Here is a 24,311-nt window from a genome sequence, read left to right on the forward strand (position 1 = left end):
CGTTATAGTGGAGTGACGATGAGGAACTGGTCCGTGTCCTTGCTGTCGATGATAGCGTGAGCGACGTCCTTCGTATCGGCAACGTCGACGTCGACATCGTCGCCGATCCCGGCTTCAAGCATTTCGAGCTCAGAACCCGAGATGTTCACCCGCCCGGAGTTGCCTGAATTCCGGGCGATTGTTTTTCGAGTCATTCGCGATGCTTTGCCCAACTGACCGCCATTATATAGTCTTTACTTAGACTATTCCGTCTCGGTTGATACGATTACCAGCATCGCAGTCACGTCAAGCAGGCCGGAGATCACGCCAGCGCACGTCGACAGTTTCGCCATCATCCAATTCAACGCGAAAGAGATACCCCTCCCGTTCATCATCGGTCACAGCTCCTGCATCGTCAGAAATGATCTCAACAACTGTTCCGCGACGCCCATGGAGTCGATCGTGATCGGGATCCGTCTCATCAGGGATATCAATTCGAACCGAATCACCGGTGTCGAAGCGTCTCATAGTGGTTTCAGCGGGTTTGAATCCTAAAGAAGATGGCTAAGCCGATTAAGAGGACGCCACCAACACCAAAACCAACCATCGATGGGTCCGGTAGTGATGGAATGAACCTCTTCACCTGAGGAGTAAGAATGAACCCGCCGGCATATCCTCCGACGGAGATGTATCCAGCAGCCAATAGGCGGACGAACCACTGTTCCACAATTGTATGCGAGCGGTGATCAGCATCTTCAGCTGGACGAGGATCAACGATTTCTGGGTCGGGTTTCTCTCGCTTCAAGTATCGCCATTCATCGAGATACATGCGAACAGGGAGAACCGATTCGATCTCATTCAAGATAGCATACCGCGCTTTGTTCAGCCGGCGGTATGATTGAAGACTTTGATACCAAAAGTAGCAAATCAGACTACCGAATCCTGATGCGAAGAGAACGATCGCAGCGTTAGTGGTCGTGAGATTGCCGCGGGCGAGGGCAAAGAGACCGGCCAGTATCGAGGTTAAAATCAGACCGAAAAAGCGGTTCATCTGGACTCGCTGATTGGCTGTCTCGATCGCAACCTCCCCGTAATGTATGTACTGCTCCATCAGTCGATTCTTCTCGTCCTCACTTAGATTAGCCAGCGGTCCAGTTGTAACATCTTCCTCCTCAGATGGCTCAGCAGGGTCCCCTCCGGTGACCTCTTCAGAGTGTTCAGGTTCTGTTTCGGGCGTGTCTCCATCGTCAGTATCGGCGCCATCCTCTGAGAGATCAACCGCCGCTTCGTCGGTTGAATCAGGCATATTCAGCGAGTGCGTCGACAAGCGAGGCCTTTCGCCATCCTACCTGAGTATCTGCGACTTCTTGGATTTTCTCGGGGACCTTCGATTGTCCCTCTGGAATGATTGCGATCACCGGCTTGTCCAGTTCATCGGCGAGTTCCAGCTCCTCCGGGATCCAAGTGCTGTGAGCACCGTACATTCCACTACTTACGACGACAACCGACGCCGTTTTCATCTGGTTCCGGAGTTCAGAGCGAAGGGCAGACTCGGTATCCACGGGCAGGGGGTCAGTTGAAGGGACACTATGATTCTGCCACTTGAGCGACGGAACCTCATCAAGGAAATCAACGATACGCTCGTAGTGTTCGTCATACTCCCACGAGTGGGAGACAAAAACGTTGTACTGCTTGTCCTCAAGTCGAGTTGCAGCGCGTGCTAAGCGAGGGAGTGATTGCCCAGTATTTCCGCCTGAGGAGGAAGAGGACTCTTGAGTCGACGAGCCTGCAGAGGCCAAGGCTTCCAGCCCTTTGTAGGCAGCATATAGGAGCAAAGCACCGCCAGCGATTTTTTGTCCAGACGAGAGCCCCTGCTGGTTCTGAGTGTCGGTAGAACTGCGGCTCAGGGAATCGTCGGTCGGGACAAGGCCCGACTGTTGGTCATTCGGCTCGAAGAGCGACGGTTGAGAGGAACTGAGCTCAGGGAGACTGTTATCCCCAGATTGCGTGACTGTATAAACGGGGCCGAGTTCTCGAACGGTGAACTCCTTTCCGAGATCGTTCCCTTTGTAGGTCGGCAGTAGGCGGTCTCCATCATCGCGATAGAATCCGGTAGGTAGATCGTTCACAGCTGACTTCAGAACGAATCGAACAGCTGATTCGGGGTTTGGACTGCCACGAATATCATCAAACGCGGCCTCCCAGGTGGTTTTCAATGGGGAGGAGGTGTCTTGGCTCATAACCGTATGAACAATCCGTTTTTAAATAGTATAAGTTCTTCCCCCCTGGAATATCGGCAGATTTGGATTCCGCATCAGAGAGGACCATAGTACTAAACGGGTAAGCCGTCAACAATTCGCATATAGTTATGAGCTTCAACAGCAGATCTTCAAGCAACCGTCGGAGCGAATACCGACTGTTCATCTCGCACTCTTGGGAGTACAGCGACGAGTACAATCGGATGGTAGAACTACTTCGCGACTACCCGAATTTCAGTTTCCGGAACTACTCAGTACCGAAGGTGGATGAGATCGATGCTGACACCGAAGAGGAGCTGGAACAGGCGCTCCGGGAAGACCAGATCAAGCCAGCTACGGTCGTAATAATACTCGGGGGAATGTACGTAGCACACAGCAAATGGATCAAGAAAGAAACTATTTTAGCTGAAATCGAGAGCAAGCCTATTCTGGGTGTTACACCGCGCGGAAACGAGCAGATGCCCAATTTCGTTGAAGACCACGCAGATCAGATCGTGGGGTGGCAAGGAAAGAGTGTGGTAGAGGGAATTCGAGACCTGGCTGATTGAGTTGATGAGAGCGTGGATGAACTATTGAGGGAGAGTCTGGCTACCGTCGAGACTATTTCCAACTCCGCGAATCGGGTATAGTTCGATCGCTTCGTACTCACCGTCACCGTCAATATGACCCAGTTTTGAAAACAGAGATCGGCTCTTGTCGTTCGGTTCGTCGATGTAGTAGACACCATCCTCGCAGTACTCCTGGCACCAAGTCTGAATCAATTCCTCAGCAATCCCCCGGCGCCGGTAATGATCCCGGACATACAGCTGTCGAAGAACCTGTATTCCATCCAGCTCTTCCCAAGTGACGTATCCAGCCGCGTCGTCATCTCGAATATAGAGCAATCCCTGGTGGTTCTCAGGGATATATCGGGCAAAAGAAGAACTCGTGTCACCACCATAGCTAGTCATCGCGCCGATGACTCGTTCTGTTTTGTCTATTGGTCGACCATCAGAATACACGAGAAATGAATCTTCGGCACCGATCTCCACGATGTCATCCGGAGTCGAATTCGTGAAGAGCCACTCAGCACTGAACACCTCATCAAGATCGATTCTACGACCCTGATACTCGATACCATATAAGCTCATACAGTTATGGCAGCGAAATTCTGCTGATTCCTCGATTTCGGACATTCCCGGAACACGCTCAATTGACGGGTCGTCAATCCCTGAGCAATTGCAGTCCTGTCTAAGTTCCTCAAATTTGTCCCCCTTCCCAGATTGACTATACGGAACAAATCCCATCTTCCAATGCTCCTCTAACTTCTCACCGAGTTCCTGAGCGAGTTTTTGAACAACTCTCGCGTCTGTTCCCACAAATGCAACGACAGCATCAAGGAGGTCGTCTACGTGAATAATCGGGTCCTCGGACAACTCATATTCTGTGAGCAATTGCCAGCCATTAGGTGCCCGGTAGATCATCCGAAGATCATCTTCACAGAGAAGGGAAACAGCGACGACCTCAATCCCGTCATCAGCTTCGATATAGAGAGGAATCGTTTGATCAATTTCTTCACGTTGAACAAGAGTTTCGAGCCAAGCATAGTCCCCGAGACCCGCAGGAAGTGGTATATTCAAGCTCATTTCCGTATCAGAAATTGCTCTGTTTCGTTATAAATGATAGGCGACCACCACTATGTAGATATATAAAACCAGCATACCACAAGACGGAATATGGAAACCAAGCGGATCGCTGAGGTCGTGGAAAACATAAATTATTCTTATCTCTTACCCGCGATTCAGCGGGAGTTCGTCTGGGAAACGAGTGACATCGTGGATCTGTTTGATTCCCTGTTACGGGACTATCCGATCGGTGCGCTCCTTCAGTGGAACCTCTCGGCTGAGGAAGCACAGGCTCAGCCCAAATATCGCTTCGTCACCCACTACGTCGACGAACCAAATTTTCCCCAGTCACTCACAACACCGACCCATCGAAACCCCCCGCACAATTCTGAAGACCCACTCCCGTCACCGGTGAAACTAGTCCTCGACGGCCAGCAGCGACTGACCGCGCTCAATATCGGTCTGACTGGATCATTCTACGAGCGGAAACACAACCACCCCCGGAACAAGGCCAGTTCGTGGGTTCAGAAGCGACTCTATCTCAACCTCCTCTCGGACCCGCAGACAGCGGACTCGGAACTCGGCAATAAATACGACTTCTCCTTCCGCTCTGAGCAGTCCGCAACCGCGAATGCATACTGGTACCCAGTCAACCGAATCATGTCCATCTCTGACAACGACGATTTCTATGCAGAACGCCAGGAAATTGAGGGAGAGATCCAGGAGCTGGTCGAGAACCACCCCGAGATAGAGAATTCAGATAGTCTGATTCTCAACGCTCAGCGTAATTTCGAGGACCTCTATCGAGCGGTCCACAAGGACGAGAAGCTCCACTTCTTTACCGAAGACGAGAACGACATCACCCGTGTTCGCGACGTCTTCGTACGGATCAATCAGGGAGGGGTGACACCGAATCGTGCCGAAATCCTCCTGTCGTTGATGACTAGTAGCTGGCAACAGGAGCCGCCGGAAATCAACGCACGGGACGAGGTGCACTCGATGGTCGACGAACTGAACGGGATCATCGACGGTGGGAACGCTCCTTTTGCTACGAAGCACGTCCAGAAGGTACTGCTCGCAATCAACGGCAACGAGATCCAGTATCGGTTCGACAACTACACACTCGACTTGCTGCGGAATCTGAAGGAGATCTGGCTCACCGATACGTTCTCGAACACGATGGAACAACTCGCTGAGCTTCTGAATAGTTACTATCCGACGGTGACCTACATCCTCAGTCCCGCCCTCTACACACCTATCGCCTACTACCTCTACCAGAACGAGAATCCCTCGCTCGATTCGACCTCAGTCAAAGGTCGCGGGCGACGTCGTGACATTCTCTACTATATCTGTGCAGCCCGACTCAACGGATTCACCAGCCAATCATCGAACCAGATCGCAGAACTCGTCCGGGATGTTATCCGAGAGGAAGAGAGCTCGGAGTTCCCACTTGAGCGGATCAGTGATGAAGTGGCATCCAGTTACGGAACCTCCCTCCGTTTCACCGAAGAAAAGTTGACCACGCTTTTCGAGGAGCTCCAGTACGGGAAGCGCGACATCGAGTTCCTTCTGCAGCTATCACACTACCCCGATGAGCCGGCACGGGGCAAAGACTACGATATCGACCACATCATCCCAAAATCGGTTCTCCCCGAAGAAGCAGATGCTGACCGGGTGGGGAACCTCCAGTTACTGATTGACAAGACGAACAAGATGAAATCGGACGATGACTTCGAGGACTGGATGAACTCCAGAACGGACGACTACAAGCAGACTCATCATATCCCGGAGGGCGCAAAGGAGATGACGTTCGAAGAGTTCGTGGACGCCCGCGAACGGCTCATTATGGAGCACATCCTCGAACACCAGCCGTTCTAGTAGAAGTCAGGCCTCCAGTTCGAAGGCCCTCTCAAGAAGTGTGGTTAGGTCGTCCAGAGCCTGAGTCGCAGTATCGTCGATCTGAACACTAACTCGGTCAGTCTCCTTGGGATGTTTCTTTCCTAACGAGAGGACCACGTCGTCATCGGGAGAGAGGGAAGCCGAAAGCCAAGAGGTAACACGAGGAGAGCCAGCGAACCAAGCAGTCGTCAAATCATGCCAAGGGCGTTCCCGATCTTCCTCACTCGGGCGATCTGGTCCAAACGCTAGCCGTTCCAAGTTATCAGTGAATGATCGGAGTTCCTGGGTATCCGAATCTTCAAGTTGAACGGTGACACGGTGGGTATCGCCATCCCAGCCCCAGTCCTTCTTTCCAAGTTGAAGAGTTAGCTGACCCGTTGGGGAGCGAGAAACAGTCGCCCAAGCGCGCCCCTTTCGTCGAAGATCTTGTTGAGCAACAGTCACCCACTCATCCGACTTATCGAACGAACCCCAATATTCTCCGGGAATAGGAATCTCTAACGAAACAGAGGATGACTTCTCTTGCCAGAGCCATTTGGTGACTTCCGGATACCCCTCCGTATTAGACCGCGTCGGAAGCGCATAGGGCCAGACGGTCAGTATTCCGGAGAGATCAACATCGTACGCTGAGAAATCGTCCTCATCGAGCCACGCAACGCTATAGTCATGCTGTAGATAATGGTCAGTAACTGCCTCAGTATCTTTGCTTAGATTCCGGTACTGAGCCTCTATCGCGATACCCTTTCCATAGGGTTTTCGGGGAGTGTCGAATGTGAGCAAGACATCCGCAATTCGGCCGTCGATACCGGATTCCAGCTCAACTGTCGCATCGGGGAAATCGTGTTCCAATCGAGCATACGCAATCGATTTCATTTTCATATGCTCGTCCGATTCGCCGGAGCACTCGCCGACATCTACTAGATCAGCAAAGGTTGCCTGACCTGCAGTTTGCCCCATTTCAGAACGCCCTTCCTGTTCGTGGTGGCGGAAATGACGGGAAATGAACGCAGAGCCTCATTCGTGAGACCGTACAACAGCCATCGGTTGGTCACACGCAGGACAAGTAACAGTCGTGCCGTCGGCTACTTGTGGTGGGATAACCCGTGTTCCTTTTTGAACTCCAAGATATGGCATCGAGGTGGGTGCGTGTATTAGATTTGCTTGTCACTCGAGTATATTGACCATTTCTCCGGTATCCCGTTGTTCAAGGGGTGAAGAGGAAATCACCTATAGTGTCTAATCAGTACTGGGAAATGAGTTTCCGGAAGTTTCCGGAAGCCTCGACTTTCCTCGAAGTGAATCGGGATACGGAGTCGGTTTTCAGACGCCTAAGATGGTACTATCACAGGGGTTTCCGGAAACAACCCGGTCAGGCTTTTATGACCTGACCGAAAATCAGTCAATCAGAATCAAATGATCCGCGATGCTCGCGTCCTCCGTGCCGGGTTCGTTCCTCGGGAAGTCGAGCATCGCGACGCCGAAGTCAACCACCTCTCCAGCGTCCTTGAGCCCATCACGAACGGTGAACCCGCCGACACCGCCATCGTCACCGGACCCAGCGGCGCCGGCAAAACGTGTATCTCGAAGTTCGTCACCGAACGACTCCGGGAAGAGGTCCTCGACGTCGAGGCAACCTACGTGAATTGCTGGCGCAACTACACTCGATTCCGCACGCTCTACCAGATCCTCGACGACCTCGGCGCGACCATCGACATCCACCGGCAGTCGACGCCCCACGACGAACTCGTCGACCGGCTCCAGCAATACGACGGCCCGCGAACGGTCGTCATCCTCGACGAGGTCGACCAGCTGGAGGACCCCAGCGTCATTTACGACCTTCACAGTCTCCCGCAGTTCGCGATTATCTGCATCGCGAACAAGGAAGAGGAGCTGTTCAGCCGCGTCGACGACCGCCTCGTGAGCCGGCTGCGCTCCAGCGAACACGTCCGGATGGACAAGTACCACGACGAGCAACTGTACGACATCCTGAGTGCACGGGCGAAGTGGGGCCTCAACGAGGACATCATCAACGACGACCAGCTATACCGGATCGCCGATGCGGCCGCCGGCGACGCCCGTCTCGCAATCGGCATCCTCCGGACGGCAGCCAGTACGGCCGACCGAGAAAACCACGAGCGAATCACTGACGACATCCTCCGCGATTCGGCCGACGATGCCCGTGCCCAGATCAAACAGCGAAGCCTCGATTCGCTCACGCCCCACCAGCGGGCTGTCTACGACATCGTTCGCGAGCACGGCCCGCTCGGACCGAGCGAGATCCACGAGCGCTATTCCGAGGCGGTCGATGACCCCCGGACCAAACGGACCGTCCGGACGTACCTCTCGAAAATGGAGCAATACAACCTCGTCGAGGCGGAGGGCACGAGTCGAGACCGAGAGTACTCGCTGGTCGATTCAGCAGCCGCGTCACCGATGCAGTGACCGGAAAGGGTCGCGTACGCACGTCCCGTAGGTATCCGGTTTAGGCGGAAGTTCTATGTATTGGTATCTCTTTAGAGATAGCTAGAAGCGAAAACGACAGCGCAAGCAGGAGGCGAGTTCAATAATGAACGAGTTAATGGATGCCACCGCTGCGAAAATTGTGTTAGCAGTCCAGCGTGGCGATTCTATCAACCGTATCGCGAGCAAGATCGACGTCTCGTACTCGTGGGTGTACGACTGGGTTGAGCGGTTAGATGACGCAGAAGTTATCGCTAATACAGATAATGGAATCCAGATCGTCGATCACGAGATGCGCCAGCAGTACGCCGAGATGATGGCTGCGTTATACAGCCGCGACACAATCTCTCAGGAAGACGCGTACGTCATTCCACACTTCGCCGGAATGGAGTTCGCGTACACAGAAATTGACGCGGCATACGTCTGGACACACGGCGGCTTCCAGATCGCGCGGAGCCACGACGACTATCCCGTGTTCATCGACGTGCACGACCGTGATATCGAACGGTGGATTGCGTTCTTCCAGCAGTTTGGCGTCGACACGACGATCAACGAGCGCCCGGACGCCAGCGACGTCGACGGGAACGTTCACTACGTGTTGTTCCCCAAGACCGTCGATATCGACGCCGAGTGGGTCGACGGCAACCCCGTCATCCCGTTGGACGATACCGTCAGCCAGATGATGGAGAATCGCCCAGCGTACGAGCCCGCCTTAGAGATCATCGCCAACGAGTACGACAGGGACATCGATGCGTCACATCACAGTGCCATGAGTACGAACGAACAGATGGAATGAGTCTTCCCGAGCGACAATCCGAGCTGGTTGACACGCATCGCGCGGTTCAGGATGCCGAACTGCCGTATGTTCTCGTTGGCGGTTGGGCAGTATCCGCGTTCCAAACACGGTTTACGACGGATATCGACACCGTGATTCCGGACACTGCACTCGACGACTACGATATCCTCCTTCGTGACCTCGGGTACGAGAAACAGTTCGAGCAGAATGTCTCGAACAAGTACGACGGGCGAATGATTCAGTACGCAAAGGAGGTCGGAGCGAACGCCGTCAAGTTCGAGGCACTCGTGGATGCGATGGGATGTCGACAGACGGACGCAGAGTGGTCATATCGCTATCTTCACGAACACAGTACCATCGAATCGCTTGACGTCGCCGAAGACCTCAACGGGCGAATCCCGGAACCGGCCCTTCTGTTCGCGATGAAACTCCACAGCGGGCGAAAGGCCGATACCCGTGACCTCGTCGTGATTAGCTTGCGTGCGGATTTCGACCGCATCGAGCGACACGTCCACCGTGGCGACCCAGAGAAGCTCGATAAACGGATCGAGATGGTCCTGAATCGACTCGAAGAGGATGGGTTCGAAGACTCATTCAAGGGTGTCTTTCGGCAAGAAGAACTGCCAGCAGACGCGGTTGACAACCTTGTTTCGTTCCTGTCTGAGCAGCGAAATCGGCTGTGACGTATTAACCAACAAAATACGCGAGAACTCGTTTTGTTGGTTAACTCTCCAATACGGGAAGAACTCAGTTCTGGAAATGTTCTCGGAAACCATTAGCTATCCACAGAAACTCGACGACTGGGGGCGAATTTCCTCTGTCTCGTGCCTTCCCTGAAACGCGGAAGCGCCACGCCGCGGCTTATCGGGAACGTAGACAACTAGTCGAATATGGGAGAATACTCAACGTCGAACCGATTGGCGGTAGACCAGCCAACACGGAGCGCTGACCGCAATCAGAATCTGGCTAATCAAGCCGATCCGGCTACGGACGGAATGCTGCTTCCCTCCCTTGAGGACGGTATCACGCTGCTCGACGTCGAGGGAGGCCGCGGCGTCCCGATTCTGCAGTCGCTCGTGCTCGACCATCTCCTCCTGCACGACGGGCCCGCCTTCTGGGTCGACGCAAACGGCCATGCGACGACGACCACGCTGACGGAGATCGCCCCTAGCCAGCGGTTGCTCAACCGAATCCACGTGGCACGCGGTTTCACCGCCTACCAGCACTACGGCGCGGTCTGTGATCTCCCGACAGCAGTGAACACGGCAATCCAGATGTCCACCGCCGACGCCCGGGCAGCCGGTCGACGGGCACTAGGTCGCGACGAGGACCCGTCGTCCCACACGCCCGCCCTCATCGTCGCACCGGCCGTCGACGCCCAGTACCGTGCCGACGATACCCTTAGCGAGACCCACGCGAAAACCCTTCAGGCTCGAACTCTCGCCCGGTTGGCGACCTACGCCGAGGGGTACGACATCCCAGTGCTCGTTACGCGAAACGAGCGAAACGAATTCACCGAACCGGTCGCGACGGTCGCCGACCACCATCTGGAGTGCGAGCAGACGCGGATGGGCCCACGGGTCGTCGGCGAGGACTTCGAGACGCTCGTCTATCCCGTCGACGACGGCGCGTACTACCAGACGACGTTCGCGTACTGGCGGCAGCTGCTCGCCGCACGCGCCACGCAGGTCGGCGTGGAACCGACGACGCCGGCGCCGTCGACGCCGACTCCGGAGGGCGTCGGGACGGGCGTCACAGCTGACGGTGAGACGGTGGCGCCCACCGCGGACCCCTTGCTCGATGCGTGGACGGCGACCGGGACAGGAGATCGATAGCGATGGGGCGCACAAACCCAACGTACCGGGATGCACTGCGGGCCATCGAAGAGCGCTGGGCGGAGTTCCGGCGGGCACTGCGGCGTCGCAACCAGCCACGATTCGACCGGCTGTTCGAGTACGCCCGCGAGCACGCCGACGCGAGCGGGCTGTTGAACCACCAGAATCCGCTGCTGCCGGCGCTGCTCAGCATCGACCTCGAACAGGAATCTCGCCTCGACGACCACGAAGAACGCCTGACAGAACTTGAGGAACAGCTTTCGCAAGCTGGGGGCGAGCAACAGCAATCGTCCGTCGAACGTGACACTGGAGGTCAGAATGACTGAGTTGACGACGATCGCCTTCGACATCGAAACAACGGGGTTCGAGACCGATGACGAACTCACAGTAGTTGGGTTCGACTCGGCGGTATCGTCGCGAGTGTTTCTCAATACAGACGGAATGACACCACAATCAGGCCTCGCAGATCAGCTGAACGACACTCTCGAGACGCCGGTGCAGCTCTCAGTCCTCGACAGCGAACAGGAACTCCTGAATGAACTGGCGACATTCGTCACGTCGACACTCACACAACGTGAAGCAAAGCTCGTCGCGTACAACGGTGAACGGTGGAACGGAGGGTTCGACCTGCCGTTTCTACGGACTCGGCTCTGTACGCACGGGCTCGAGTGGCCCTTTGGAGTGTTGCCATACGTCGACGTGATGGATGTCTTCGAGACACGCTTCAATACGAGTGAGGATACGCTGAGTGGCGTCTACGAGGAACTGATCGGCGCCGGAATGAACGAGGTCGATCCATTTACCGACAGTAGTGAGGCAGTCACCGCATGGAAAGAGGGCGCCTACGAGCCACTCATCATCCACAACGTTGCCGATATCCGACGAACTCGAGCGTTGATGGAACTTGCAGAACAGTACTGCTCGAAGTCGGATTTCTCGATGAAATCGCTTGACCCAATCGCCTGAAGAGCTCGCTTCTCAGTGAGGGGTCGTGGAGGAAAGCATTCGGATTGGTTCCTACGGCGGGTTACGACCTGCATTAAGTGGCTCATACGAGTGCGTGTGGTAGGCGACCCGCCAGAGTTTGAGGACCGCGCGAGTGACCAATTCTTCCGGAGACTGTGTGATACAGGACGCTTCGACCTCGTCTGGATCAGAACTCGCATCGGGCGGTGGGTGATAGTGTTCTAATCCGGGGACGTGGATGTAGTCTCCTGCGTGTGGGTGCTTTCCCCAGCGCAGATTCACCCCTTCCGTGTCCGTATAGTGGAACTTGTAATCATTTCGTGTCGTCCACTGGATGTCGATTCGGGCCTCGTCGGCCCCACACAGCCCGTCGTCAAGCACGACTTCGAGGACTGATGGATGGAGGTAGTCGTCGAGTTCTGCTGTCGCGAGCGGTTCCATCTGCTCGACGACGTCGCGAATCGTCAACAGTGCTGGACGGTCCGTCGCCCCGCGGAGCGTATGGGGTTCCGCTCGGTCAGAAGCATCCTGCATCGCTCAGGCAGGGACGCTGTCGTCAGTCGAGCGCTGGTCGGTGTCGACGAACTGCTCGGCGTTGCCGATCGAGAGGGCAGCGTTCGCGAACGCGAGGTTCCGGCGGAGCGTCTTCCACTCACGAATCGTCTCTGGGTCGATTTCGTCCTGTGGAGACCCGGCCTCGGTGAGAGCCTGATTCGTCTGGTTGACCGCTAATTCTTCGGGTGAGTCGACACCGAATTCGGATCGATACTCGGTGAGCTGCTCGCGCATCTCCTGGATGCGGGTGACGAGTTCGTCGGTCGAGACGTGCTCGAGGATGTCGGCAGCCTGTTCGACCACGAGCGATTCGGGTGAGCGGCGATAGAGCGTGCCGCCCTGTTCGCCGGGCGTCGTCTCGACGAATCCTTCGTCTGCGAGTGTGTTCAGGTGCTTGCGCGCGGTCTTTGGAGCGGTCCGTGCATCGTCAGCCACCGCATCAGCTGAGACGGGACTGTACGTATGCGCGACGACGTGTCGAATGCGCTCGTAGGGCGTTGTTTCGGCCTCCCATTCCTCACCGACCGCCTCGTTGATGTCCCCAAACTCCTCCGGCGGGTTTCGGTCGCTCATGTGGAAACGCACGAGATAGAGGAACATAGTCCTTTGGTACATTCCTATATTACTTCTACTGGAGAGTACACCGACTGAATCCAACGATATGAATTCCGGAAACCGTTCAGAGATGACGGAGAACGGACAAACGGGTAGAAAACACCAGTAGAGGGGTCTTGGGGCCATACGTTGAAACCCGGAAACGACACGCCATAGCTTATCGACGACTCGAACGTCAGAGAGACGTAGATGCCGTTCAGCATCGACTTCCTAGACGACGGCCGCGTCCTGGAGTGGGAGGCAACCGCCGACGGCGCCGTCGCGACCGAGCACGAAGACTACTCGCCGCGCTTCTACGTCGCTGCTCGCGACCCTGATTCCGACCTCGACCTCACGACGCTCCAGTCGGTGTACGACCAGCACCCGGATGTCGTCGCGACCGAGATGGTTGCGCGACGCCCCGGCTTTCGACGAGACGAGGAACCAGTCCTCGCCGTCGACGTCGCCCATATCGACCGTGTCACCCCACTTGCCCGGCAGGCATGCCAGTTGTCGGCCTATCCAGTCGGGGATCTCGCCTGTTTCAACGTGGACTTTTCGCGAGAGTTTCGGTACTGTCTGGAAACCGGCGCCGATCCGACGCCGGCAAGCGAACTGTCGACGCTCCGACTCAGCGTCCCGGTGACCGAAACGAGCAACGACGTCTACGAGGAACTGTCCGTCGCCGGCGACACCGTCACCGGCTCGCCGACGGATATCCTGACCGCCGTCCAAGGGGCGCTTGACGAACACGATCCGGACGTCCTGGTCTGCTCGACGGGCGAGATCGTCCCGACCCTGTACGAGATGGCGACGGACGCCGGCGTCGACGACTTCTCGCTGAGTCGGTGGCCGGACGTCGACTACCAGCAGCTCGCGAGCCGGTCGACGTACTCAAGCTACGGCCGCGTCGGTCACTCCCCAGCGCGGTACAACGTGCCCGGCCGGGCGATTATCGACGAGTCGAACACGTTCTTCTACGGAGAGACGAACCTCGACGGCGTCCTCGACCTCGTGTCGCGTTCGAAAAAGCCCGTCCAGGAGCTCGCGTGGGCGTCAATCGGGAACGTCCTTACGGCGATCCAGATCTGCGAGGCCCACGACCGCGGTGTCCTCGTCCCGTGGAACTCCTGGCGCCACGAGTTCTTCAAGCCGATGGGGACGCTCCACGACGCCGACCGCGGCGGGTTCATCTTCGCGCCCGAGGTCGGCCTGCACGAGAACGTCCACGAACTCGACTTCTCCTCGTTGTATCCGAACATCATCTGTACCCGGAACGTTTCGCCGGACGTCATCCGGTGTAGCTGCCACAGCGACCGCGACGACGTCCCCGGCCTCGGATACTCGATCTGCGAGGACCGGGGCTACCTCGTCGACGTGCTACAGCCGATCATCGACGCTCGCGACGAGATCAAGGCGGCCATCCGTCGCGAGAAGGAACGGGACGACCCCGACGAGGACCGACTGGCAGAACTCGAGGGGCGGTCGGGAGCGCTGAAGTGGATCCTCGTCGCCTGCTTCGGCTATCAAGGGTTCAGCAACGCGAAGTTCGGCCGCATCGAGTGCCACGAGGCAATCAACGCGTTCGCTCGTGAAATTCTGCTGACGGCGAAACAGCGACTGGAAGCTGGCGGCTGGCGCGTCGTCCACGGCATCGTCGACTCCATCTGGGTGACGCCGGACCCCGACGTCGACGACGATGACCGCGAGGACCTCGAGACGCTCGCGGCGGAGATCACGGAATGTGTCGAGATTCGGCTCGAACACGAGGCCCACTACGACTGGGTGGCGTTCGTGCCGCAGCGCGAGAGCGACGCCGGCGCGCTGACGAAGTACTTCGGGAAGGTCGCCGGCGACGACGACTTCAAGATCAGGGGCATCGAAGCCCGGCAGCGCTCGACCCCGCCGTTCATTGAGGACGTCCAGCGGGACTGTCTCGACCAGCTCGATGCTACGCGGTCACCGGACGCGGTGCTCGGACGGCTCGAACGAGCAATCGACGAACTGCAGGCGGGCACCGTAGCAGTAGAGCGGCTCGTCGAGCGGAACCGTGTCTCCAAGCCCCTGGAAGGCTACTCACAGAATACCCAGAACGTGGCCGCCTTGAAGCGAGCCCGCGAACAGGACCTAGCAGTCCACCCGGGCCAGGATATCGAGTACGTGGTCGTCGACGACGAGAAATCCTCGCGAGACCGGGTCGCCCTCGCCCACGAGGAGATCGAGACCTACGACGCCTCGTACTACGAGACGCAGCTGGTCAGAGCCGTCGAGAGCGTGCTTTCACCCCTCGGATGGGGCCGAACCGATATTCGCCGAGAGCTCTCCGGTGAGAGGGGCGCCGTTTTGACCTCGTTCGGAGCCTCCAACGAACTGTTGTAGTGGACCCCACCCCTGGTTTCCGTCGTTTCGATCCAACCCCACGTTTCCGACGTAATTTTCGACCCCCCTCGTTTCCGTCGTTTCCTCACGCCCCACCCCGGATTTCCGTCGTCCGCACCCACTCAGTAGTAGGGGGTCACTACTCGCGAGTCCAGTCCTGCATCCGGCTGTCCTCGAGGATCGTCTCGCGGACGACCTGGGGATCTTCGATGAGTCGGTTCTGGAGGTGGATGCCGCCCGCACTCCCCTTGTTGATCTTCTCGATTTCGACAACCCCGAGGAAGGCTTGCTCTTTCAGGATGTCGCGGAACCGGCGGACGGAGAGGATATCCATATCGAGATGGTTGCAGATGCGTTCGTACTGGTCGTACACCCGGCTCGTGAGGAACGCATCGTCGTTGCTGTTGACACTCAGCTCCGTGAGCGCCAGCAACGCCGCCTTCGCCTGCGTGGGTGCGCCGTTCACGAGTTCTCTGAACCGGTCCTTTTCGGCGTGCTGCTGTGCCTGGCGGACGTGTTCCTCCGTCACCTGCTCTGCTCCGGCCTCGTAGGCGACCTCCCCGGCGTGGCGAAGAATGTCGATCGCCTTCCGAGCGTCGCCGTGTTCCTGCGCGGCGAAGGCCGCCGAGAGCGGAATCACGTCCTCCGAAAGGACGCCGTCCTGGAAGGCGTCCTCACGGTTGAACATGATCTCCCGGAGCTGGTTGGCGTCGTATGGCTTGAAGAACAGCTCCTTGTGCTGGAAGCTGCTTTTCACGCGCTCGTTCACGTTGTCGACGTACTGGATCTTGTTGCTGATCGCGATGACGCCGACGCTACAGTCGATTTTCCCCGCCTCCTCAGCGCGCGAGAGCTTCATCAACACGCTGTCGTCGTTCATCAGATCGATCTCGTCGAGGATGATGATCACAGAATCGAATTGAGCGTCGAGCGTCTTCCAGAGGAGTTTGTAGTATTTCGACGTACTGAGGCCGGTATGTGGGACGGAGATTCCAGTCGAAGATTCATCGTTCAGCTTCGCGGCCAGTGAGGAGATTGCTTGAGTCTCCGTGTTGTCTTCAGCACAGTCGATATACGCGGTTCCAATCTCGACGCCATCCTGAGCGGCATTCTGAGCTCGTTGGCAGACGTGTTTCGAAACGAGAGATTTACCGGTCCCCGTTTTCCCGTAGATCATCACGTTTTCCGGGGAGTACCCGTGAACAGCACCGTTGAGACGTTTCGCGAGCTTCGAGATTTCCTCGTCGCGACCGACGATCCGGTCAGCCTCCGGAACGTGGCCGATTTTCAGGAGATCCTTGTTCGCGAAGATACGATGCCCGGATTCAAAGAGTGGATCGTCGACAGAACTGGGTGAAGAGTCGGGCGTCATTGAATATCACACGGTGTGAGCGGGGGGAGTATAAATCTAGTGGAGAACGCCACCCCACGTTTCCGACGTTCCTTGTCCGATATCAGCCGGAAAATGCCGTAATTCGGTGGAATTGGATTGCTGACAATATAGCCGCGTTTCCGACGTGAGAGAGGAAACCCGTAGACGGAAGCGTCGCCTCGATGTCGAACCCCGAACCCACACACCCCACGTTTCCGTCGTAATCACCGAACAGGTGGGGAGGGGACTCGAAGAAGACATCTACGACGAGATACCAAAGACGAGAGCGGCCTAGCCGTCCAATACTGGCCGTCTACAGAAGCAGCTGGAAAGGATCGTTTCATCTGAGGGGGCGAAGTACTTCGCCCCCTCTTTGGGCGAAGTACACTTAATGAACGTTTCTCAGCTATACCACTTTAATCTATGTGTTACAGAAGTTAGTTCATCTCTAGATTGGTTCTAGGTCAACAGAATTAGTGGCTGCATAGCACTATCGTAGTCTCCCCCTACGCCGTCGTGGAGAAACGACGGAAACGCGGGGGGTGTGGTCCCTTCGAAATCAGCGTCACCCCCTCCACCAACATCCAGTTACGACGGAAACGTGGGGTGGGTGTCCTCCATCATCGAGTTTTACTCGTCCGGGTTGACCGGACCCTTGTACTGAGAACGAATCTTCTCTCCCTCCCGCCACTGCCAGTAGTAGTAGCGATTGTCGTTGATTTCCTTGATCGTGATCGTCGCTTTTGCAGGGACGTCGTCCGGGAGATCGTCCGGTCGCTCTTCGACCTCGTCTTGATCTGCCGACTCCTCGAGACGGGCCTCTCGTTCCTTGTGCTCGGCGAGCGCTTCAGCGTACGTCGCAACGTCTCGGAGCTGCTCCGGGTCCGACTCGTTGAGCGTGTTGACGATCTCCGTCGGGAGGTTCGCCGGTGGGGTCGGGGGTTCGTAGGACATCGGATACTCTCGTGTTAACCAACACGTCCCACGAATCCATAGTTTTGTTGGTTAAGACGATGGAGACGACTCTCATGCCTGTTGGCTGTAACATTACTCGAAACTTCTTTATATACAAGTTTCGTACTATGTTACACCGTGCTCCGGCGCATCGAACTCGAGGTCCTCGCCACGGTCGACCGCGGCGACACGATCTCCGAGCTCGCGACGAAGCTCGACCACAGCGAGAGCTACCTCTCCCGTGCCGTCGCCGACCTCGCCGAGAAGGGGCTCGTCTACACGGAACGCGACGGCCGTCGAAAACGCGTCGTCCCGTCGGATGCTCGCGCCGTCGAGCTCTATCAGGACCTCGTCCGCCAACACTCCCACATTGACTTCCCCGATCTACTGACCGGCAAGGCACTCGAGGTGCTGTACTACCTCGACCAGCCGCGAACCGTCTCCGAGATCGCCGACCGGAGCGACAACTACCGCAATACGGTCAACCGCGTCCTCAAGCGGTTTCGCGACCGTGGGCTCGTCGGGACGGCCGACGGCCGCTATGAATTCAACGCCGACTTCGACCGCCTCCACGAGTTCGCCCGTGAACTCGCACACCATCTGCATCGCCAGCGCCTCGAAGCCGTTGCCCCGAAGGGCACGATTCTCTGGGAGGACTACGACGAATTCCTCGCCCAGGCCGAGACGGAGATCGACGCGGCGGCGTTCCACGAAACCGGCCTCGCTCGATTCGCGGCCTTCGACCTCCAGTTCCTGCTTACCGGCAACCGCTACTACGTCTACTCCGAGGAACTTGACGAAGTCTCGCCGGCGGAGCTCTGCTGTCACACGCTGCTGATCGACGACGGCAGCCGCCACCGGTCGTACTGTCTCCTCCTGCTCAGCCACGTCGACGTCGACGGGGCGGACCTCCGAGAGCAGTCGGTGAAGTATGGCCTCGAAGACGAAATCGACGTCTTGCTGCGCTACCTCGAGACGCACGGCAAGGCCGACAACGACCGGCTCCCGGAGTGGGACGAGTTTCAGGAGCTCGTGGCAGACCACAAAACCGAACCCTGAGTGCTAATTTGGACCGAACGCTCGGCAGTTACGCTTCTTCCGGACGGGGCGCGTTCTCGTACTTGACCATCTTCTCGGGCTTGTCGGAAATCGTCTCGTAGATCTGCTGGAGCGTCTCCTCGGCTGCGAGGAGGTTGTGGTCGTCGAGGAACGCCCGTCCCTTCTCGGTGAGCCCGTAGAACTTCCGGGGGTAGCCTTGTCGACGCTGGTCATCGTCGAGGGCGACTTCTTTGACGATGCCGGCATCGATGAGCTTCTGGATGTGTTTGTAGACGGTCGCGTCGCTGACGCTGGGGTTGAGCTCCTCGAGCTCGTACATCGAGGGGAGCTGCTCGGGGTGCTGGAGGATGTTGTTGATTAGCGCGAATCGCGTCTGTTGGGTGACGAAGTGGACGAGTTCGCGGGATTCCATCCCCTCAGCAGTCCCCAGTTCGGTGCTCATACTGTATCGTACACGGTGGGGCGCCAAGTAGTTTACCCCTGAGTAAATCACTCCACAGTAAACTACATTTACTTGAGCAGGTGATTTACTCCGTAAACCATATCTCCCCGCCACGAGACACTCACATAATGACCGAGGAGGAGTCTCCTGTTCCCGATGACGTTCTCAAAAGTGCCAAAGACCAGCTTGACGAGGAGGAGATAACGCTGGCCGACAACGAGGAAGTCCTCCACGCCTTGAGCGAGTTAACCCCAGTCTATGAGAACGACCGGTCGTATTTCGTCCTCGGAAACTATGACCGGGAGCCGATTCAACGGCTGAACCTGGTGGTGGACCGCCTCAACCGGCGCACCAACGCGTACGCGTTCCGAATGGTCGATATCCGTGGCGAGTGGGACAACAGCATCCAGAAGTTCTGTCTCATCGCGGACATCGTGACGTACCTCGTCGGTGTCGCCGAGAAAGAGCCAAGTGACTTCCTCGTTGAACAGGGACTGCTCGTCGGCACGACGGAGTTCTTCGCGAAAAGTCACGTCCTCAAGCGAGAGTACGAGGACGAAGAACACCCATTTGGGTGGATGCAGGACGGCGTCTTCGAACTATTTGACCAGGAAGCACGGCTCTATCGCTGGCGAACCGAGGAGGATCTCGTTGACGTGACTGACGAGCTGCCGTAACGGCGGGTAAGCTGATACTGACTGAGTCACCCAACGCAAGCGTGGTCTTGAGAGCCCTGTTGGTTACTCAGGTTTAGTTCGAGTCAGCTGGGAGCCGGCCGGCTGGTCGGGGAACGCGCCCCCGTTTGATCTCGTGGTCGACGCGGCGCAGGTGTTTGCAGCCGCCTTCGGGTGAGCGCTGCTGCCAGTCGGGACAGGTACACGATTCGTCGATGACGTCGACTTCGTACCGGTTCCCGGACGCAGACTGCACCTCGTAGCGGCCACCTTTCGAGAGGAGTGAGACGTCCATCGCTTCGGCGACAGCACGCTTCGTGCGGGGCTCGAGCTCGTCATTCGACTGTGCGTTCTCATCGACGACCAGTCGGTCGCGAACGTCGCCCGTTCGACCCCCGTCCGGAGCGACGGCTTCCACAGGGCCACTGAGCCGCTCGTGGAGCAGTCCCTCCACCGGATGGCCTTCCGGCCACAGGTAGTGGACCTCGCGGCGCTCGCGATGGTCGTAGGAGCCGCACGCCGCTGCGCACCCAGTCCAGACGCGCCAGGCACCGAGCGCGGCCATCACGTCGACGATGTCGCGGGGAACCGTCTGGTGGTCGTCCGGGAAGAACACCCGGAAGCGGGTACACGCCACCTGCGGCGGGACGATCTCCCACCAGTCTTCGCTGGAGCCCCAGCTATTGTACATCGCCTCGTCGCTCCCGTAGCCGACGGTCACGCCGTCGATCGGCGTCCAGTCCGCCGGGAGGTGTTCCGCCTCGCCTTCGAGCACCCGGAGGACGGCGTATCGAAGGTACTCGTGGGCTTGGTTGTCTGTCGTTCGAGCGACCTGGTCATGCTGCTCGGCAACGTGCTCGGCTTCCTCGAGGACCGTCGTGAGATAGGGTTCAGTCATCATTCGACGGAGGTCAGAACGCGCCTCCGCCCCTCCGCGGGCGCAGAAAAACTCCCGTGTAGCTGATGGACTGTTTTTCACTCAGAATGACTGCTTATAGACACTAAGGGTGTAGTGTTCGCGTAGGCGGTGCTATTTACAGATATGGGAACGCTCCACTAGGTATGGTTGCCACGTACTCGATACTGTCACTGCTGATCATCTTCGCGCTGTCGTTGTTGATTGTGCGTACCGGCTCGATTGCACTGGAGATGACGGGCCTGTCACCAGATGTGGCCTCCTTCCAAGCCACGTCAGCGTTCTCTGGAGCCGGATATACGACCGAAGAGGCAGAACAGGCTATCACCACCGTCGGCCGCCGTAAAACAGTGAAGGCGCTCATTCGGCTCGGCAGTATTGGACTCCTCGGTGCAATTTCGTCACTTATCCTTTCGTTCACGCGAACTGGTGGCGACGACCTGTTGAACTTACTGTACATTCTCGGTGGCGCCGGTGTAATTATTCTGTTCGCACGGAGTCGGTGGTTCAACCGCCTTGTGACGCCGCTTATTGAGTGGGCGCTGAATGAGACGACAGAGTTGGAGATCTCGGATTATGCTCAGTTACTCGGATTGCAACGCGAATATCGTGTGGCGGAGGTGGAAATCAGCGAGGGCGATTGGCTGGCAGGGGGATCGATTTCGGAGCTGGATTTACCACGCGAAGGGGTGTTGATACTCGGCATTCGTCGTGATGATTCATATATTGGTGCGCCACAACCAGATACGGAGACGAAACCGGACGACACGCTCGTCCTCTATGGGAAACAAGACCGTCTCAAAGAATTGTCAGACCGGCTCAGTGGTGATGCAGAGGCTCGGGACGATGCTGTTGAAGACCACGAGGAAACACTCGAAGAGCAAAAACAGCTCATTGAACAATAACAGGAACCAGTCCCCGAATTTAACCTCCTGATTAGGACGTGGAATTGCCAGAAAGAATGGCGACATCACATTAACCAACAATACAAAACTACGTGTCCCTCTGTTGGTTAATCGAATGGGCGAGAGAATTATTCCTCGAGGAGGTCGATGATTTTCTCTGCCGTCCGACTGATCCGGCCGAGGCGCTCGCGAATGATCTCGGGATCGTCGGACTCCCACGCAGCGAGGTAGAACGCTGACCTGCTCGTGTCGAGCCCGCAGTAGCGCCCGACGACGTACGCGACGGCTTCGGCCTCGACTTCGCGTTTTGCCCGCTCTGTGTCGTCGTCGACGTCGAAGTGAAGCAGAGCGTGCGCGTACTCGTGAATCAGCGTCCGCGCGAGGTCGGCCTCGTTCTCACGATCACGCACCTCGACGAGCGGCTGAACGTCGACGAGGCTCAGCTGCTCGCAGATGCCCTTCGCCTCACCGTGGGGCCACTCCTCGGCTGGAACGATTCGCACCGTCACGCCGAGGTCGTCAGCGGCGGCAGTCAACTGTTCGACGAGGTCGTCGGGGTCCCCGGTCGCTTCCGTGTCCAGGTCGGGAAGCGGCTCACCTTCGGTCTGGGAGACGTCGAACACCGGCGCGGGCTTGAACCCGACCAGGCCCTCGGACCACTCCTCGGGTGGCGTCTCGTCGTACTCACAGTCGCTGTCCTCGTGGTAGCTCGGCGAGTTCTCGCATTCCGGGCACTGCTTGGTGATGATCGGCGCCCAGATCCAGATGGCCGACTCGCCCTCCGTGACGTGGCGGTCGAACTCCTCCTGCCACGTCCGATAGCCCGCCACCCGGCTCGCCTCGGGACACTGCCGCTTGATGAGGAGCGCGTTCCGGTAGGAGTAGTCGTGGAAACGACTCTGGACATCGAGCCACTCTTGGAACTCGTCGCTGGCCTGCGCGTCGTCGACGCCGGCGACGAGGTCGTCGATCCACTGTTCGATGGTGCTGTGCATCTCGTCGGATCGCGTGTCGGTCTGGTCGAAGGAGACCGACGAATCACTGGTCGTAGCCATTGTGTTCACCGAATCAAGTTTACGGCGACTGCGTCTGTTTAGACCGCGCCGCACCCCTCTGGGGCGCACAAAAAACCGCTCTGTCGGTCAGCGGAGCTCGTGGCGTTCGTCTGCAAAGCCGACCGTGACGAGGTAATCGAGGAACTCGTCGAACCGCTCGACGTCACTGGGCGTGTCGGTCGCAAGATGACGCGCCCACTCGATGGCCCACTGGAAGGCGGGATCCGTGCCGCCCTTGCCGTGAATGTACCACCACCGGGCCGCCTTGAGAACCACTATGGGATTCGTCGTCGGCTGCTCACCGGCGAGCCCACGGGTGATGGATTCGATTTCGTCGGGGACGTCGGCGGGATCGACCTCCGCTGATTGCGTGTTGTCGATATCGACGGGAATATCGTCGATCGAGACGTTGTCGGGACGCTGTTGTTGACTCACTGGAAGTCACCTCTGAGAGCTTTCGAAGGAGCCCTCGCCCTCTCGGGGGCACGAAAAACAGGTCGCGAAGTCACGCCGGCGGGAGGTAGACGCTCTGTTCGCCGGCGATCTCCTCCAGATTGTTCCGGTGACGGTGGCTGAAGTAGCACTCGTAACTGCAGTATCCACAGATTGCGCCGGTATCGTATTCGGCGACGTACGGGCCGCGGCGAGTTCGCCAGACGTTCGTCCCGCACTCGGTACAGGCGGCGTCCTCGAGATCGGCAGGACTCGGACCCTCGTACTCGACGTTGAGCCCCTCTTTTTGCGGTGTCGTTTCGGGCCAGATTCCGTGGGCTCTCCAAAACTCACGGACGCGAGCGAGGCTGTGGCGCACCGTCTTTCGCACGGTGACGTGGTCGGCGTCGCGACCGCTGTCGTCCCAGCCGTCGGCCGTCCAGAACTCACCGAACTGTGCGCCGTGATGCAGCCCGTTCCAGTCGACGCCGATGATGTCGGCTGGTGGCTCGTCGGTGAGTGTCGGTCTGGTCAGCTGTCGAATGGCGTCGAGCTGCTTGGGCGGACTCCCGCCGAGGATGTGGACGCGCCGCCCTCTCCAATCGGCTGGGTCGGAGAACTCGTGGGCCAGGCGGTCGGCGTATCCTCGTGAATACCCGAGGACGAGGGTCTCGGGAATCGCGTCGATCACCGCCCGCGACTTCGGAACGACGATGAGCTCGGCCTCTGGATAGCTCGCTTGTATCTCACGAGCCGCAGCGACGTGGGCGTCGACGTTGTCGATTTCGTCGACGTCCCCGATGACCCCGACCTGAGGTTCGTACTCGAAGAAACGGTCGACGAACCGCTCCAGATCGGGATTCCGGAAATCGTTGTCGAGCATCCCAACGGGGAGGCTGAGGTTCTGATACTGCGTCTCCTGGTACCCACAGTCCTCGCGAAAGCCGGGAAGGAAGCCGAGGTCGACAGCGTCGACGACAAACGGCGCTCGATGCAGAAACGCCACGTAGTCTGCCTGTCTGGCGGCGGCGATTTCGCGGGCGGTGCTGGCGCTGGAGCCCAGCTTGAGGGACATGATTAGGCTCGCGAGGCCGCTGCTGGCTGCCCCGCACCCTCTCAGGGGCCCGAAAAACCGAGACTCAGGCAGTTAACCAACAATAGGGAAACTCACGCGGAG

General features: G+C 57.8%; 27 protein-coding genes. 12 read left to right on the forward strand and 15 right to left on the reverse strand.

Annotated elements, in window-relative coordinates:
• Nucleotides 1–2 precede the first annotated feature (2 nt).
• The 4 genes from DJ69_RS02625 to DJ69_RS02640 all read right to left on the reverse strand — a co-directional run bounded on the left by DJ69_RS02625 (nt 3) and on the right by DJ69_RS02640 (nt 2,219).
• The gene (locus DJ69_RS02625; RefSeq protein WP_049908457.1) at nt 3–194 is read right to left on the reverse strand and encodes a hypothetical protein; all 192 of its coding nucleotides are present in this window, start codon (nt 192–194) and stop codon (nt 3–5) included.
• Nucleotides 195–285: 91 nt separating this feature from the next.
• Nucleotides 286–507, reverse strand: a complete 222-nt coding sequence (locus DJ69_RS02630; protein WP_082226615.1) for a hypothetical protein — start codon at nt 505–507, stop codon at nt 286–288.
• A gap of 7 nt (nt 508–514) precedes the next feature.
• Nucleotides 515–1,285, reverse strand: a complete 771-nt coding sequence (locus tag DJ69_RS02635) for a RipA family octameric membrane protein (RefSeq protein WP_144050371.1) — start codon at nt 1,283–1,285, stop codon at nt 515–517.
• Complete coding sequence (locus DJ69_RS02640) at nt 1,278–2,219, reverse strand: TIR domain-containing protein (RefSeq protein WP_082226613.1); 942 nt, start codon at nt 2,217–2,219, stop codon at nt 1,278–1,280. The genes DJ69_RS02635 and DJ69_RS02640 overlap by 8 nt, the downstream gene beginning before the upstream one ends.
• Nucleotides 2,220–2,347: 128 nt before the next feature.
• Between DJ69_RS02640 and DJ69_RS02645 the strand changes: the two genes are divergently transcribed.
• On the forward strand, nt 2,348–2,785 hold the full coding sequence (locus DJ69_RS02645; protein ID WP_099254180.1) for a TIR domain-containing protein: 438 nt from the start codon (nt 2,348–2,350) through the stop codon (nt 2,783–2,785).
• A gap of 21 nt (nt 2,786–2,806) precedes the next feature.
• Here DJ69_RS02645 and DJ69_RS02650 read toward each other — a convergent pair whose 3' ends face one another.
• Nucleotides 2,807–3,862 (reverse strand): GNAT family N-acetyltransferase, encoded by a 1,056-nt coding sequence (locus DJ69_RS02650; protein ID WP_099254181.1) that lies wholly within the window; start codon nt 3,860–3,862, stop codon nt 2,807–2,809.
• 90 nt (nt 3,863–3,952) lie between these two features.
• Between DJ69_RS02650 and DJ69_RS02655 the strand changes: the two genes are divergently transcribed.
• A complete protein-coding gene (locus DJ69_RS02655; RefSeq protein ID WP_099254182.1) occupies nt 3,953–5,719 on the forward strand; it encodes a DUF262 domain-containing protein in 1,767 nt (588 codons plus the stop codon).
• A gap of 6 nt (nt 5,720–5,725) precedes the next feature.
• Here the strand turns inward: DJ69_RS02655 and DJ69_RS02660 are convergent, their stop codons facing one another.
• Nucleotides 5,726–6,697 (reverse strand): competence protein CoiA family protein, encoded by a 972-nt coding sequence (locus DJ69_RS02660; RefSeq protein WP_180271700.1) that lies wholly within the window; start codon nt 6,695–6,697, stop codon nt 5,726–5,728.
• Between the two features lie 456 nt (nt 6,698–7,153).
• Between DJ69_RS02660 and DJ69_RS02665 the strand changes: the two genes are divergently transcribed.
• From DJ69_RS02665 to DJ69_RS02690, 6 genes are all read left to right on the forward strand, one after another.
• Nucleotides 7,154–8,182 carry a Cdc6/Cdc18 family protein gene (locus DJ69_RS02665; protein WP_099254183.1) on the forward strand — a complete coding sequence of 343 codons (1,029 nt, stop codon included), beginning with the start codon at nt 7,154–7,156 and terminating at the stop codon, nt 8,180–8,182.
• A 136-nt stretch (nt 8,183–8,318) separates the two neighbouring features.
• Nucleotides 8,319–8,996 (forward strand): helix-turn-helix domain-containing protein, encoded by a 678-nt coding sequence (locus DJ69_RS02670; protein WP_099254215.1) that lies wholly within the window; start codon nt 8,319–8,321, stop codon nt 8,994–8,996.
• On the forward strand, nt 8,993–9,679 hold the full coding sequence (locus tag DJ69_RS02675) for a hypothetical protein (RefSeq protein ID WP_099254184.1): 687 nt from the start codon (nt 8,993–8,995) through the stop codon (nt 9,677–9,679). The genes DJ69_RS02670 and DJ69_RS02675 overlap by 4 nt, the downstream gene beginning before the upstream one ends.
• Nucleotides 9,680–9,886: 207 nt before the next feature.
• A complete protein-coding gene (locus tag DJ69_RS02680; RefSeq protein ID WP_180271701.1) occupies nt 9,887–10,831 on the forward strand; it encodes a hypothetical protein in 945 nt (314 codons plus the stop codon).
• A 2-nt stretch (nt 10,832–10,833) separates the two neighbouring features.
• Nucleotides 10,834–11,157, forward strand: a complete 324-nt coding sequence (locus DJ69_RS02685; RefSeq protein WP_099254186.1) for a hypothetical protein — start codon at nt 10,834–10,836, stop codon at nt 11,155–11,157.
• The gene (locus DJ69_RS02690) at nt 11,150–11,797 is read left to right on the forward strand and encodes a ribonuclease H-like domain-containing protein (RefSeq protein WP_099254187.1); all 648 of its coding nucleotides are present in this window, start codon (nt 11,150–11,152) and stop codon (nt 11,795–11,797) included. Before DJ69_RS02685 ends, DJ69_RS02690 begins: the two co-directional genes overlap by 8 nt.
• Nucleotides 11,798–11,848: 51 nt before the next feature.
• Here DJ69_RS02690 and DJ69_RS02695 read toward each other — a convergent pair whose 3' ends face one another.
• Nucleotides 11,849–12,331, reverse strand: a complete 483-nt coding sequence (locus DJ69_RS02695) for a hypothetical protein (protein ID WP_099254188.1) — start codon at nt 12,329–12,331, stop codon at nt 11,849–11,851.
• A gap of 3 nt (nt 12,332–12,334) precedes the next feature.
• A complete protein-coding gene (locus tag DJ69_RS02700) occupies nt 12,335–12,925 on the reverse strand; it encodes a DUF7342 family protein (protein ID WP_099254189.1) in 591 nt (196 codons plus the stop codon).
• Between the two features lie 231 nt (nt 12,926–13,156).
• On the opposite strand from DJ69_RS02700, the gene DJ69_RS02705 reads away from it, so the two are divergent.
• Nucleotides 13,157–15,325 carry a type B DNA-directed DNA polymerase gene (locus DJ69_RS02705; protein WP_099254190.1) on the forward strand — a complete coding sequence of 723 codons (2,169 nt, stop codon included), beginning with the start codon at nt 13,157–13,159 and terminating at the stop codon, nt 15,323–15,325.
• 139 nt (nt 15,326–15,464) lie between these two features.
• Here DJ69_RS02705 and orc4 read toward each other — a convergent pair whose 3' ends face one another.
• A complete protein-coding gene (orc4, locus tag DJ69_RS02710; protein ID WP_049908454.1) occupies nt 15,465–16,697 on the reverse strand; it encodes a DNA replication protein Orc4 in 1,233 nt (410 codons plus the stop codon).
• Nucleotides 16,698–17,327: 630 nt separating this feature from the next.
• On the reverse strand, nt 17,328–17,651 hold the full coding sequence (locus DJ69_RS02715; protein WP_099254191.1) for a hypothetical protein: 324 nt from the start codon (nt 17,649–17,651) through the stop codon (nt 17,328–17,330).
• Nucleotides 17,652–17,789: 138 nt separating this feature from the next.
• Here DJ69_RS02715 and DJ69_RS02720 point away from each other — a divergent pair, with 138 nt between their 5' ends.
• Entirely contained in the window at nt 17,790–18,710 is a 921-nt protein-coding gene (locus DJ69_RS02720) for a helix-turn-helix transcriptional regulator (RefSeq protein WP_099254192.1), read from the forward strand.
• 28 nt (nt 18,711–18,738) lie between these two features.
• On the opposite strand, the gene DJ69_RS02725 is transcribed toward DJ69_RS02720, so the two are convergent.
• The gene (locus DJ69_RS02725) at nt 18,739–19,152 is read right to left on the reverse strand and encodes a helix-turn-helix transcriptional regulator (RefSeq protein WP_099254193.1); all 414 of its coding nucleotides are present in this window, start codon (nt 19,150–19,152) and stop codon (nt 18,739–18,741) included.
• 128 nt (nt 19,153–19,280) lie between these two features.
• Here DJ69_RS02725 and DJ69_RS02730 point away from each other — a divergent pair, with 128 nt between their 5' ends.
• Nucleotides 19,281–19,829, forward strand: coding sequence for a hypothetical protein (locus tag DJ69_RS02730; protein WP_099254194.1), 549 nt, complete (start codon nt 19,281–19,283; stop codon nt 19,827–19,829).
• Between the two features lie 73 nt (nt 19,830–19,902).
• On the opposite strand, the gene DJ69_RS02735 is transcribed toward DJ69_RS02730, so the two are convergent.
• Nucleotides 19,903–20,724, reverse strand: a complete 822-nt coding sequence (locus DJ69_RS02735; protein WP_099254216.1) for a hypothetical protein — start codon at nt 20,722–20,724, stop codon at nt 19,903–19,905.
• Between the two features lie 164 nt (nt 20,725–20,888).
• Here DJ69_RS02735 and DJ69_RS02740 point away from each other — a divergent pair, with 164 nt between their 5' ends.
• The gene (locus DJ69_RS02740) at nt 20,889–21,647 is read left to right on the forward strand and encodes a potassium channel family protein (protein WP_008364334.1); all 759 of its coding nucleotides are present in this window, start codon (nt 20,889–20,891) and stop codon (nt 21,645–21,647) included.
• 128 nt (nt 21,648–21,775) lie between these two features.
• Here the strand turns inward: DJ69_RS02740 and DJ69_RS02745 are convergent, their stop codons facing one another.
• From DJ69_RS02745 to DJ69_RS02755, 3 genes are all read right to left on the reverse strand, one after another.
• Complete coding sequence (locus tag DJ69_RS02745; protein WP_099254195.1) at nt 21,776–22,702, reverse strand: ArdC-like ssDNA-binding domain-containing protein; 927 nt, start codon at nt 22,700–22,702, stop codon at nt 21,776–21,778.
• Nucleotides 22,703–22,789: 87 nt separating this feature from the next.
• Nucleotides 22,790–23,137 (reverse strand): hypothetical protein, encoded by a 348-nt coding sequence (locus tag DJ69_RS02750; protein ID WP_008364331.1) that lies wholly within the window; start codon nt 23,135–23,137, stop codon nt 22,790–22,792.
• 70 nt (nt 23,138–23,207) lie between these two features.
• A complete protein-coding gene (locus DJ69_RS02755) occupies nt 23,208–24,209 on the reverse strand; it encodes a DUF6610 family protein (RefSeq protein WP_008364329.1) in 1,002 nt (333 codons plus the stop codon).
• Nucleotides 24,210–24,311 lie beyond the last annotated feature (102 nt).

The organism is Halorubrum persicum, from assembly GCF_002727125.1.
Taxonomy (GTDB): domain Archaea; phylum Halobacteriota; class Halobacteria; order Halobacteriales; family Haloferacaceae; genus Halorubrum; species Halorubrum persicum.